Genomic DNA, 13,057 nt, shown 5'->3' on the forward strand with positions numbered 1-13,057 from the left:
CGGTGCACTTGCTCGCGGCACAACCGGGCGGTTTCACCGACGACGACGGCATCATCGATCTCGATCAGTCGCCGGGCGATGTGGTGATCATGGCCGCGGCCGACGGTGTGCTCGGTCTGCTCGCCGAGCGCATCGAACGGCAGCCGGCCGGCGGACCCAGCGTCCGTCTGGCCAATTGGCGGAATCTCGCCAACCCGGCGGCACTCGACCTGTATCGCGACAAGACACTGGATCGGGCCCGCCTGGTCATCGTCGCCCTGACCGGGGGCACGAGTTACTGGCCGTATGGTGTCGAACAGCTGCGCGCCTGGGCAAGCGAGGCCCCGGGGCGTGATCTCGTGCTCGTGCCGGGCGAGGATTACCCCGACGATGATCTGTTCGCGGCCTGCACGGTCGACGAGGACATCGCCCATCGCATCTGGCGTTATCTGCGTGAGGGCGGGCTCACCAATGCCGACGGGCTGCTGGCCTACGTGGCGGCGACATTCTTCGATGCCGATCAACCGTGGCAGCCCCCCGTGCCGCTGGCGCGCACCATCGTCTACCATCCGAGCCGGCGATCGGCCGCACTGGCCGATTGGCAGACCGCCTGGCCGACCGGCGACGATCGGCCCGTAGCACTGTTGCTCTTGTATCGAAGCCACCTGCAGAACGGCAACATGGCGGTCTTCGATGCCTTGATCGAGACCCTGATCGCGCGCGGCCTGAATCCGCTACCGGTTGCCGTGGCCTCGCTCAAGGAAACCGACTGTCTGGCCGCCGTCGATGCGCTGATCACGGACGCCGATGTCCGTGTGGTGCTCAATACGACCGGGTTCGCCCAGCGCGCTGCGACCAATGCGGCCGCCGCCTCGGAGCCGGGCACCGGCCAGGCCATGTTCGGGCGTGATATCCCCGTGCTGCAGCTGATTCTGTCGAGCACGACCCGGGCGGTCTGGGCGGCACACGACGCCGGTCTGCGCGCGCGGGATCTGGCCATGTACGTGGTGCTGCCGGAGCTGGACGGGCGTATCGTGACCCGCGCCGTCGGCTTCAAGACCCGGGCATGGCACAGCCAGGCCTGCCAGATCGATGTCGTGCGCCACGAGATTCTGGCCGATCGCGCCGTCTTCGTCGCCGATCTCGCCCGGCGCTGGGCTCGCCTGCAGACGATACCCGCCGCTGACAAGCGCGTGGCGCTGGTGCTGGCCAACAACCCCGGCACCGACGGACGCATCGGCAACGGGGTGGGGCTGGATACCCCCGCGGCCACCCACAACATCCTCCACGCGTTGCGCGAGGCCGGCTATAACATCGGATCGCTGCCCGAAACGCCGGCTGCGCTCATGTCGGCGCTGTGTGCGGCACTCAGCAACGACAGCGCGACCAACGATCTCAAGCCGACCTGGCAGAGCATTGACCTGGCCACCTACGAGCGCTGGTTCGAGACGCTGCCGAGTGCGGCACGGCAGGCGGTTTACGAGCGCTGGGGCACACCGCAGGACGATCCGAGACATCGCGACGGGCGAATCGCCGTGGCCGGTCTGCGTTTCGGCCATGTGTTCGTCGGGCCGCAGCCGCCGCGCGGGTTCGATATCGATCTTGCGGCCAGCTATCACGATCCGGATCTGGTGCCGCCACACGGCTATCTGGCGTTCTACGCCTGGCTGCGCACGGTCTTTTCCGTCGATGCGGTGGTCAACGTCGGCAAGCACGGCAATCTGGAATGGCTGCCCGGCAAGGCCGTGGCGCTGTCGGCGACCTGCTGGCCCGATCTTGTGCTCGGCCCCATGCCGCAGCTCTACCCCTTCATCGTCAACGATCCGGGCGAGGGCGCCCAGGCCAAACGGCGCAGTCAGGCCGTGATCATCGATCACATGACGCCGCCGATCGTGCGCGCCGAAACGTACGGCGAGCTCGCGACCCTGGAGACGCTCGTCGACGAATACTTCGAGGCCCGGGGACTGGACACGCGTCGCGAAGCCCATCTGCGCGAGCGCATCCTCGCCGTTGCGCGCGACAGCCATATCGCCCGCGAGATCGCCGGTACGGATACGGCCGACGACGATGTGATCCTCGATTCGCTCGATACCTATATCTGCGAACTCAAGGAGGCCCAGATCCGCGGCGGCCTGCACCGCTTCGGCGAGATGCCCGACCGGACCCTGCTGGCCGAAACGCTCGTGGCACTCGTACGCATGTCACGCGGCGATGCGCCCGCCGATCGCAGCCTGATCCAGGCACTGGCCGATGATCTCGGCCTCGGCGACCACGATTTTCTGGACACGGCCAATGACGGTCCCTGGCACGGCCCACGCCCGCCGTGCCTGCAGGCGGTCAGCGATGCCGGCTGGCGGACGATCGGCCACACCCGGACACGTCTGGAACAATTCGCGGGCCGTCTGGTCGAGCGTGCCGTGCTGGATGATGATCGCAGCGCCGTCGCCGCGCTGCCGGCGACCCGACGTCTGGTCGATTATCTGGGCGATACGCTGCTGCCGGCCCTGACCCGCGGCGTGGCCGACGAGATGCGGCACACGCTCGCCGGGCTCGCCGGACGTTTCGTGCCGCCGGGGCCGTCGGGCGCACCGACCCGCGGCCGGCTTGATACGCTGCCGACCGGGCGCAATTTCTACGCCGTCGACAGTCGGGCGATCCCCACGCGCACGGCCTGGACACTCGGCCAGGCATCGGCGACGGCATTCGTGAACCGTCATCTCCAGGAACACGGCGATTATCCGCGCGCCATCGGTCTGTCGGTCTGGGGCACCGCCACGATGCGCACTGGCGGTGACGATATCGCGCAGGCGTTCGCGCTGATGGGGATCGCCCCGGTCTGGGCGGCCGGTGGCAGCCGCGTCGTGGATTTCACCATCACACCGGCATTTCAGCTCGGCCGGCCGCGCGTCGACGTGACGCTACGAGTCTCGGGATTCTTCCGGGATGCATTCGCCAACCTGATTCGTCTGTTCGATGCCGCAGTCACGGCCCTCGCCGAATTCGAGGAACCGGGGCAGACCAATACGATTCGGTCTGCCGTGCAACATCGGGCCGCGGCACTCGTCGCCGAGGGCGTCACGCCGACGGATGCACAGCGCCAGGCCGCTTATCGGGTATTCGGCGCTCGGCCCGGTGCCTATGGCGCGGGGCTGTCCGAAATCGTTTCCTCCGGAGCCTGGCAGGACGCGCGCGATCTGGCCAATGCCTACATCGAGCGCGGCGGGCATGCCTACGGCCAGACGGCCTATGGCGAACCGGCACACGCCGCATTCGTCGACCGGCTGGCCGGGATCGAGGCCGTGCTGCACAACCAGGACAATCGTGAACACGACGTGCTCGACTCGGCCGACTATTACCAGTTCCAGGGTGGCATGGCCCAGGCGGCCGGAGCGGCCCGCGACGGGGCGGCGCCGGCCATCTATCACGCCGATCACAGCAATCCGGCCTCACCGCGCGTGCGCACGCTGAACGAGGAGCTCAGCCGGGTAATCCGTGCGCGGGTGACCAACCCGAAATGGATCGAAGCCATGCAGGATCATGGCTACAAGGGCGCTGCGGAAATGGCCGCGACCGTGGATTATCTATTCGCCTACGATGCCACGACCGGCGCGGTGCGCGACGATCAGTACGCCGCTGTTAGCGATGCACTACTGCACGATGAGGCCAATCGGGCCTTCATGTCCTGCGCCAACCCGGCCGCGCTCGGCGAGATGGCCGAGCGCCTGCTGGAAGCCATGCAGCGAGGCCTCTGGCACGAGCCGGGCCCGCATCGGGAACGCGTCGAAGCGGCACTGCTCGAACTCGACGAGCGCCGAGAGCAGGCACTGGATTAGGGCCTGTTATTAATCCGGCCCCCAAACAGCTGACGACGTCAGCTGTTTTCAACGCCATCGAAAGAAACGCCGGCCCTTGTCCGTCTTTTTAGGAACCTCTGATCTATTCATCCACGGTTGCGTTTGAGTCCCAAAAGGCCACGATACAAGGCGCATGGCGCCGCGTCATAGCCACGCCATGATCCAGCCATGCAACGCCGTAGCGCGGCCTTTTGGGCCAAACCGCTTAGCGGCCGGGCTTTTGCGCGCGCCTGAGCGGCGTTGCCGCTCGCTCATTTGCATTCAGCAAACGGCGCTCGCGGCGTCTTGTCAGACGCGCGCAAAAGACACCGGCGCGACCGTAGATGAATAGATCAGAGGTTCCTTTATTTTCAATGGCTTCACGGCCGCTGGCCGTGGCGCGCGTGCTGTCGCACATGGCCGCGTTACCGCCCCAAAACCGGCCAGGCAAGGCGCATGGACCTGGCCTTGTTCATCCAGGGTCAAGCCATGCAACCCCGCATGGCCGGTCTTTGGGCGCAACCCGACGGGACGGCGGTCATTGTTCTGCAGTCCGGCGTTGCCGCTCGCTTGTGTCACATCGCGACACCGCGCCCGCCGCCTTGTCTTGCCTGATGAGCCGACCGGCGCGACGCACGCGGATCGGATATACGCCCGGGTCGTCCCGGCAGAGGTGCGGGCCGCCGCACTCAGCCGTTTGTCAGGCGCGCGATGTGGTCGTCGACGCGTTTTTGCATCGTCTGACAGGCCGGTCGTTGCCGCAGACGATCCCACCAGGCATGCAACATCGGCTGTGTTTCGATTTCGGGGCGTGCATCGACGATCCGGGCGGTATCGAGCGCCGCGCCGACCGCGATAATCCGCATGGCTGAATGTTTCGCCGAGCAGCCAGGGAGCGCGCCCTGTCAGTTCGCCCTCCAGATGGGCATAGACGTCGGGCAGGGCGGCGAGGCCGGCTTCGAGTGCGGCATCGTCGGGCGGCGCACCGGTTCGCAGTGGTTTGACAATACGTTCGAGCAGCGGCGTCAGCAATGCCGGATTCAGATCGTCGTCGACCCATCGTTCCCAGCGCACGACGCGGGCCTGGCGCTGCGGACTGGGCCCGCCCATGAGCGCGCTGCGCTCGCGCATCGCGAGATAACGACAGATGGCGCCGGAGTCATCGGTCACGAAATCGCCGTCGACGAACGACGGAATCCGGCCGAGCGGACTGGTGGCACGAAATTCCGTGTCCTGGCTGCGCGGTGCGATCTCGATGCTCTCGCACTCCAGGCCAAGCTCGGCGATCATGAACCAGACCTTGCGGACGAAGGGCGATAGTGGGGTTCCGTAGAGTTTCATCGACGATTTCCGACAGGCTTTGTTTCAGACGTTGGCACGAAGGCCACGGCAATCAAGGCCAGCAGGGCGAGCATGAAACTGGCGCCGCCGGCGAGTTCGGCATAACGGGTCGTCAACGCGCCGGCGGCGGCATGCGTTGCCGAGCCGCTCGCGATATCGAGCAGGCTTCCGGCTGCCGCCACGGCAAGCGCGGCCGCGCCGATACGTACGGTCTGGAAGACGCCAGCCGCCATGCCGGCACGCGTGGCCGGCATCGTGCGCATCGCCAGATTGTCCATGCTGCCGTTGGCCGCACCGCCGCCGATACCGATCAGCCCGAGACCGCAGACGAGCCCGATCTGCGAAAGCGGGGCCGCGGCTGTCAGCGTCAAGGCGATCACGGCATCGCCCATCGCCATGCAGGCAATACAACCACCCACGAATCCGGCCACGCCAAAGCGCGATACCATCATCGGCCCCAGCGGGGTGGCCGCGAACAGGGCGATTGCCATCGGTAGAATGGACAGCCCGGCAATTGCCGGTGAAGCCGACAGTCCGGCCACGACAACAGCCGGCACATAAACCATCGAAACCGCCACGGCGATCTGCCACGCCACCATCGTCGCCGACATCGCCCGAAACAACGGATTGGCGAACACCGCCGGGGCGATCGCCGGATGCTGGCGGCCCCGTTCGATGAAGATCAGGGCAATGAACAGCAACAGGCTGCACGCCGCGGCCATGAAGCCGAATCGGCTCGTGCCCTCGAGCGCCCAGACCACCAGGCCGAGCGCGAGTGTGAATACGCCGATACCGAGCGCATCGATGGGCGGTGCATCCGGCGCACGGGATGCGGCGATGCGCGGCAACAGGGCCCCGGCGAGCAATAGAAACGGCAGATAGACGGCGAAGACGGCCCGCCATCCGAAGTGCGCCATGATCAGGCCGCCGATCAGCGGCCCGAAGGCAATGCCGCTACCGGCAGCGGAACCGAAGGCAGCGAATGCCCGCGCGCGTGACCGGTCATCCTGCGGAAAGCGTGCGGCCAGCAATGCCGGCCCCGTGGCCAGGAGCGTGCCGGCGGCCAGGCCCGCCAGCGCCCGCAGGGCGATCAGCAGGTCGGCCGAGGGGGTGACGACCGCCGCCGCGTTGGCCACAAGCGAGAGCAACAGGCCCATGGCGAAGAGCCGCCGACGGCCGAGCCGGTCCGCGAGCACGCCGACGGCCAGGATGCTCGTGGCGAACGTCAGCATGTAAGCATTGACGACCCATTGCAGCATCGCGCCCTGGATCGAGAAACTGCGGGCGATGGCATCGAGCTGGACGCCGATCACCGACTCCCCGAAGGGCAGCGTGATGCCGGCGGCCACCACCGCGATCACCGTCGCCGGCGCGGACCCGCCGCTCGCCTCGGACTCACGATCGGCTGTGTTCACGGCGCGCGCTCTGCGACGGTCTCGGCCGGGGCGCTGCCGGCATACAGACGCGCGATGACAGCGCTGACGATGATCTGCGTCTGGTTGTAGATCATGATCGGCAGGATGATCAAACCGAGCCCGGCCTGACCGGCGAACAGCACGTTGGCCATCGGTAGTCCGGAGGCCAGGCTCTTCTTGGACCCGCAGAACAGCAGGGCGGTCTCGTCGGCCCGGTCGAAGCCGCACAATCGTGCCAGACCGACGGACAGGCCCATCATCAGGGCCAGCACCCCGATACAGAGCATAAAGGCGATGGCGATGCCCGCCGGAGACATCTGGCGCCAGTAGCCGCTGGCCACGAACTGTGAAAACGCGGTGTAGACGATCAAGAGAATGACGGCCTTGTCATAGTGCCCGGCCGCGCGTGCATGACGATCCAGAAAGGCGCCGATGACCGGTCTCGACAGTTGCCCGGCAGCGAACGGCATCAACAGTTGCACGCTGATCTGGATCAGCGCGTGGCCGACATCCACGCCGCCCCCGTCAGTCGAATGGGCAAGCAGCATGAACACAAACGGTGTCGCCATCAGCCCGAAGACGTTCGAGGCGGCCGCTGCACAGACCGCCGCGGCCACGTTGCCGCGGGCGACCGCCGTGAAGGCGATCGACGAGGTGACCGCAGACGGCAACGCCCCCAGGTAGAGGAATCCCGTGGCCAGCGCGGGCGGAATCACGGCCGGCGCCAGCCACGAGATCGGCACCACGATCAACGGGCAGACGCCGAAGGTCATGGCCAGAATCAGCAAATGCAGACGCCAGTGCGTGATCCCCGCCACGATCGATTCACGCGATAGCGCTGCGCCATGAGCGAAGAACAGCCCGCCGACGCCGAGGGTGCCGGCCCAGCCGAGGCCGGTGGCTACCTGTCCCTCGGCCGGTACGATCGCTGCCAGCACGATGATCGCAAGCAGGACAACGGTGAAGGGATCGATGAGTTTCATGCGCGTTCCGAGGACATCACAAACCGGCCGCGGGGCGGCCCGATTGCCGCGCTGCGGGATAGCCGGGCGCAGTCTACCGGTCGGACGGAAGTCGGGGAACCGAGCGGGCCGGCTCTGCTATCGTCGCGGCCCGAAGAATCATCTGGAGCCGGCCGATGTCCCCGCTTGTCGTGGCCTATGTGTATCTGTTCATCGCGATCGTCGCCGAAATCGCCGGCACCACGATGCTTGCGCGTTCCGAGCAGTTCACCCGCTGGGCGCCGACGCTCGGCATGGCGATCGCCTATATCCTGTCGTTCTATCTGCTGACGCTGGCCCTGCGGACGATTCCGCTGGCCATCGCCTATGCCTTCTGGGGCGGGCTGGGCATCGTGCTGACGGTGCTGGTCGGCGTATTCTTCCTGCGACAGCCGATCGATGCCGTCGGGGTGGCCGGCATCGCGCTCATCGTCGCCGGCGTGATTGTCATCAACGGCTGGTCACGCAGCGTCACGCATTGATCGTGACCCGTGCGATGCGGCCCGGTGTCAGGCCGACACGCCGGCCGGATTCGCCCTGGTCCGCGGCGGATCATCGTCGAGCATGCCGGCAAAACAGCTCAGTGCCGGCGACCATCCGTGTTGCGCGGTCGCCACGAGATGGGTCGTGACCTCGCCGAGGTCGGCCGGCAGGGGGAGGGCGTGTATCCCGAAACGGTGTCGATGTGCGGCCACCACCGACGCTGGCATGAGGCCATAGCCCATGCCGGCCGCCACACACCCCAGAATACCGTCGATTGAACCGAGCTCGAAGATGCGCGTACCCGATACGCCCTGGCGCGCCAGCAATCGTTCGATGCACTCACGATAGTGACAGCCCTGCCGGAAGGCCAGAAACGGGGTCTCGGCCAGTGCCGCGGCCGAAGGCATCGCCGTCAGCGGCTCGGCGCCGATCAGGACGAGCGACTCTCGAAAGGCCGCCCGCGTCCAACGGTCGGCAGGCACGCGCTCACCGGCGATGAATGCCGCATCGAGCCGGCCGGCCGCGAGTCCGGCCAGCAATTCCGCGGTCGTGCCCGTTGTCAGTTGCAGGGTGACCTCGATATGACGGCGATGAAATGCGGCCAGTAGATCGGGCAGGCGCACGGCCGCCGTACTTTCCAGCGCGCCGAGATGCAGCACGCCACGCGGTGGCTCCGATGGGCGAAAGGCCGACAGGGCTGCTTCGTGCGCGCCCAGCGTGTCGCGGGCATGGCTCATCAGGGTGTGCCCGGCCGGCGTGAGGCGCACGCCGCCATTGCGCTCGAACAATGTGACGCCCAGCTCATGCTCGAGTTTCTTGATGTGGGCGGTCACGTTGGACTGCACCGTATGCATGCGTCGGGCCGCGATGCTGAAACTGCCGGCATCGGCCAGCGCCACGAACAGAGCGAGCGAATGGAGCGTCATTGGATCAACGATCATCGTGTCACGTGATGCAGCCCATTAAAACAGATCGCCATTATCGATAACGGGATGTGCGGTCTCCGGCGCGGCACTCGAGCGAAACCTCAACAGGCCCTAATAAACTTTTCTTTTTTTTAGATTTAGCCTGCGTCGTCGCGGCTGGTAGCTTCGCTGTCCATCATTCGAAGTTTCGCGGAGCGCGAACGTGAGCCGTCACGCAGCGAGATATCTGGACCGGGCGCTGCCCTGGCTGGTGCCGGTTGTCGTACTCATCGCCTGGCAGGCGGTCGTCGAGCTCGGCTGGGTTTCGAGCCGTACCATGCCGGCGCCGACGGCTGTGGGAGCTGCGGCCTGGGAGCTGGCCCGCTCGGGCCAATTGTTCGACAGCCTGGCGGTCAGCACGCGCCGTGCGGCGCTCGGTTTCCTGTTCGGTGGCAGTGCCGGTCTCGCGCTCGGTCTGATCGTGGGGCTGTCGTACTGGGGCGAGCGACTTCTGGACAGCACGATCCAGATGGTCCGCAACATCCCGCATCTGGCGATGATCCCGTTGGTGATCCTCTGGTTCGGCATCGACGAGACCGCCAAGGTGTTTCTCGTGGCCATCGGCACCGCGTTTCCGATCTATCTGAATACGTTCCATGGGATTCGCAATATCGACCGGAATCTCATGGAAATGGCGCGCAGCTACGGGCTTTCGGGCACCGCACTCTTTCGAGAGGTGATTCTGCCGGGTGCCATGCCCTCGATCCTCGTCGGTGTGCGTTATTCACTCGGCCTGATGTGGCTGACGCTGATCGTCGCGGAGACGATCGCAGCCAGCGACGGCATCGGCTATCTGGCCATGAATGCCCGCCAGTTTCTCCAGACCGATGTCGTGGTGGTCACGATCCTGCTCTATGCGCTGCTGGGCAAGCTGGCCGACGAGGCAGCCCGGTTTCTCGAACGTCGATGGCTCAGCTGGCACCCGGCCTATCGCAAATCGGAGGTCATGGCATGACACGGGTCACTTTTCCCTATCGCGGCACACGCCGTCAAAGCAACGTCGTTGCGCCGGAGACCTCATCGACCGGCGTTCGTCTGGGGTTGCGCGGGCTCGACAAGCGTTTCGGCGCGACACATGTCCTCGATGCGATCGATCTGGCTATCACGCCGGGACAGTTCGTGGCGATCGTCGGGCGCAGCGGTTGCGGCAAGAGTACGTTGTTGCGACTGGTCGCCGGCCTGGAAACCGCAACCGACGGTGAGATCCGAGTCGACGATCAACCGGCCGCACGGCATGCAGCCGATACGCGATTGATGTTTCAGGATGCCCGCCTGCTGCCGTGGAAGCGCGTCGTCGATAATGTCGGCATCGGCCTGCGTGGCCGCTGGCAGGATAGGGCACGGGAGGTTCTGCACGATGTGGGACTGGCCGACAAGGCCGATGCCTGGCCCGCCCAGCTCTCGGGCGGCCAGCAGCAGCGAGTCGCACTGGCACGTGCCCTGATACACCGTCCGCGGTTGTTGCTGCTCGACGAGCCGCTCGGCGCGCTGGACGCGCTGACACGGCTGGAGATGCAGTCGCTTATCGAAGCGCTCTGGCAACACCACGGTTTCACCGTGCTGCTCGTCACCCACGATGTGCCCGAGGCCGTACAGCTGGCCGATCGCGTGGTGGTACTGGAGCAGGGCGGCGTCGGACTCGATCTGGCTGTCGATCTACCACGCCCTCGCGAAGCGGCCACCCCGGCGGTGTCGGCCGTGGAAGGCCGCGTGCTCGATCGCGTGTTGGGACGCAGTGACGTGCCGACGTCGACGACCGCATCGGCCACGAGGTCGCGCACGGCCTCCGCACGGTGAGCGGCATGGCGTTCCGAAACCCTTCAAACCCGGCACATCTGACAATGACAGACCGATTCATCTCCGTTTTATGCCGTCGTCTCCCGGCGCTCGTTCTGATCGCCTGCGCGAGCTGGCCGGCGCTGGCGAGCGCCGCCGACCAGGTCGTTCGAATCGGGTATCAACGCTCCTCGACGCTCATGACGCTGCTGCGCGCTGATAAAACGCTGGAACAACAGCTGGCAGCCCAGGGCGTGACGATCGACTGGCACGAGTTCAACAGCGGGCTGCCGATGCTCGAGGCACTGAACACGGGCAGTCTCGATCTCAGTGCCGACGTGGCCGACACGGTGCCGATCTTCGCGCAGGCAGCCGGCGCCAACCTGGTGTTCTATGCCACCGAAGCCCCATCGCCACAGGGCCAGGCATTGATCGTGCACGCCGACAGCGATATCCATTCGCTGGCCGATCTGAAAGGCAGGCGCGTGACCGTGGCCCGCGGGGCCGGCGACCACTATCTGTTACTGGCGGCCTTGAAGCGTGCCGGTCTGTCACTCGACGACATCAAGGTCTCGTATCTGGCCCCACAGGATGCCAGTGCCGCGTTCGCACGGCACAGCGTGGACGGCTGAGTGGCCTGGGAACCGTATCTGTCGGCCGCGCGTGCCCGGGACAAGACGCGGACGATCGTCGACGGCGGCAACGGGCTGGCCAGCTATCGTCGCTTCTATCTCGCCTCGGCCGACTATGCCCGAGCCCATCCCCGGGTTCTGGACACGATCCACCGTGCCCTGACCCGGACCGGCCGCTGGGTCAGCCACCATCCGCAGGCCGCCGCGACCCGGCTGGCACCGCTCTGGGGGCAGATGACGCCGGCGGTGGTCCGACATGCCCTGGCCAATCGCAGCTACGACATCGAACCGGTGACCGCGGATCCGTTCGCCGAGCAGCAACGCATTGCCGACGCCTTCGAAAAAGCCGGCGTGCTGCCCCGACACGTCGATACGAGCAAGGCGCTGATCTGGCAGCCCGGCGCGACCCAACTGACAGGAGTACAACATGACTGATACAGACACCGAGGCCGGCGTCCCGGACGCCCTCAAGGTATTGTGGTTTCTGCCCACCCACGGCGACGGGCGTTATCTGGGCACCAGCCAGGGGGCTCGCCAGGTGGATCTGGCCTATCTGAAACAGGTGGCACAAGCCGCCGATCAGCTCGGCTATTATGGTGTTCTGCTGCCGACCGGCCGCAGTTGCGAAGATTCCTGGGTCGTCGCCTCGGCGCTGGCGCCGCTGACCGAGCGACTGCGATATCTCGTTGCGGTTCGCCCCGGGCTGCAGTCGCCGAGCGTGGCGGCACGGATGACGGCCACGCTCGATCGGATCTCCAAAGGCCGCCTGCTCATCAATGTGGTCACCGGCGGTGATCCGGTCGAAAACGCCGGCGACGGCGTGTTTCTAGACCACGACGAACGCTACGAGGTCACCCGCGAATTCCTCGACGTCTATCGTCGGCTGCTGGCCAGAGAGACCGTCAATCATCACGACAAGCATCTGCGTATCGAGGACGGGCGCCTCATCTTCGCACCCCACCAGGCCGGTGGCCCACCGCTGTATTTCGGTGGGTCCTCGACGGCCGCGATCGACGTGGCCGCCCAGCGGATCGACAAATATCTGACCTGGGGCGAACCGCCGGCCCAGGTCGCTGAAAAGATCGCCACCGTGCGCGCGGCCGCGGCCAGGGTGAATCGCAAGGTCACCTTCGGCATCCGGTTGCACGTCATCGTCCGCGAGACCGACGAGCAGGCCTGGCAGGCAGCGGACCAACTCATCTCGCATCTCGATGACGAAACCATCGCCGCTGCACAGAAAGTCTTCTCGCGCATGGATTCGGTCGGCCAGTCGCGCATGTCAGAGCTGCACCGAGGGGATCGCAGCCAGCTCGAGATCAGCCCGAACCTCTGGGCCGGGGTCGGGCTGGTGCGTGGCGGTGCCGGTACGGCCCTGGTCGGCAGTCCCGAGACTGTGGCCGAGCGGATACGCGAGTACCAGCGCGCCGGTATCGACACATTCATCATGTCCGGCTACCCGCATCTCGAAGAAGCCTGGCGCTTCGGCGAACTCGTTCTGCCGCTGCTCGATCTGGACGAAGACATCGCGCGGCCGACAATCGCCACCAATACCGGGCCGTTCGGCGAAGTCATCGCCAACGAAAACGTGCCCGATTCAGCCGCTGCCGGCTGAGGCGTTCCCTGTTACGAGAT

9 protein-coding genes and 2 pseudogenes are annotated in these 13,057 nt (G+C 66.1%); 6 read left to right on the top strand and 5 right to left on the bottom strand.

Annotation, left to right across the window (positions count from 1 at the left end):
- The first annotated feature begins 2 nt into the window (after positions 1–2).
- Positions 3–3,812, top strand: coding sequence for a cobaltochelatase subunit CobN (gene cobN, locus D3260_RS00755; protein ID WP_120096604.1), 3,810 nt, complete (start codon positions 3–5; stop codon positions 3,810–3,812).
- Between the two features lie 689 nt (positions 3,813–4,501).
- Here cobN and D3260_RS17705 read toward each other — a convergent pair.
- The 4 genes and pseudogenes from D3260_RS17705 to D3260_RS00770 all read right to left on the bottom strand — a co-directional run bounded on the left by D3260_RS17705 (position 4,502) and on the right by D3260_RS00770 (position 7,551).
- Positions 4,502–4,678 (bottom strand): hypothetical protein, encoded by a 177-nt coding sequence (locus D3260_RS17705; RefSeq protein ID WP_233543895.1) that lies wholly within the window; start codon positions 4,676–4,678, stop codon positions 4,502–4,504.
- Between the two features lie 322 nt (positions 4,679–5,000).
- A pseudogene (locus tag D3260_RS18010) lies at positions 5,001–5,153 on the bottom strand (glutathione S-transferase N-terminal domain-containing protein); the annotation flags it as partial.
- Complete coding sequence (locus D3260_RS00765) at positions 5,150–6,568, bottom strand: MFS transporter (protein ID WP_120096607.1); 1,419 nt, start codon at positions 6,566–6,568, stop codon at positions 5,150–5,152. The pseudogene D3260_RS18010 and the gene D3260_RS00765, both read right to left, overlap by 4 nt.
- Positions 6,565–7,551, bottom strand: a complete 987-nt coding sequence (locus tag D3260_RS00770; RefSeq protein WP_120096609.1) for a bile acid:sodium symporter family protein — start codon at positions 7,549–7,551, stop codon at positions 6,565–6,567. Before D3260_RS00770 ends, D3260_RS00765 begins: the two co-directional genes overlap by 4 nt.
- 155 nt (positions 7,552–7,706) lie before the next feature.
- Here D3260_RS00770 and D3260_RS00775 point away from each other — a divergent pair, with 155 nt between their 5' ends.
- Entirely contained in the window at positions 7,707–8,051 is a 345-nt protein-coding gene (locus D3260_RS00775) for a multidrug efflux SMR transporter (protein ID WP_120096610.1), read from the top strand.
- Positions 8,052–8,078: 27 nt separating this feature from the next.
- Here the strand turns inward: D3260_RS00775 and D3260_RS00780 are convergent, their stop codons facing one another.
- A complete protein-coding gene (locus D3260_RS00780; protein WP_199671295.1) occupies positions 8,079–8,993 on the bottom strand; it encodes a LysR family transcriptional regulator in 915 nt (304 codons plus the stop codon).
- A 187-nt stretch (positions 8,994–9,180) separates the two neighbouring features.
- On the opposite strand from D3260_RS00780, the gene ssuC reads away from it, so the two are divergent.
- The 4 genes and pseudogenes from ssuC (at position 9,181) to ssuD (ending at position 13,037) form a co-directional block, all read left to right on the top strand.
- Complete coding sequence (ssuC, locus tag D3260_RS00785) at positions 9,181–9,972, top strand: aliphatic sulfonate ABC transporter permease SsuC (protein WP_120096613.1); 792 nt, start codon at positions 9,181–9,183, stop codon at positions 9,970–9,972.
- On the top strand, positions 9,969–10,814 hold the full coding sequence (locus D3260_RS00790; RefSeq protein WP_120096615.1) for an ATP-binding cassette domain-containing protein: 846 nt from the start codon (positions 9,969–9,971) through the stop codon (positions 10,812–10,814). The genes ssuC and D3260_RS00790 overlap by 4 nt, the downstream gene beginning before the upstream one ends.
- Positions 10,815–10,858: 44 nt before the next feature.
- Positions 10,859–11,860, top strand: a pseudogene (locus D3260_RS18015) (aliphatic sulfonate ABC transporter substrate-binding protein).
- Positions 11,853–13,037, top strand: a complete 1,185-nt coding sequence (gene ssuD, locus D3260_RS00800; protein ID WP_120096616.1) for an FMNH2-dependent alkanesulfonate monooxygenase — start codon at positions 11,853–11,855, stop codon at positions 13,035–13,037. Before D3260_RS18015 ends, ssuD begins: the two are co-directional and overlap by 8 nt.
- The last annotated feature ends 20 nt before the right edge of the window (positions 13,038–13,057 follow it).

It is taken from the genome of Salinisphaera sp. Q1T1-3 (genome assembly GCF_003602005.1).
Taxonomy (GTDB): Bacteria; Pseudomonadota; Gammaproteobacteria; order Nevskiales; family Salinisphaeraceae; genus Salinisphaera.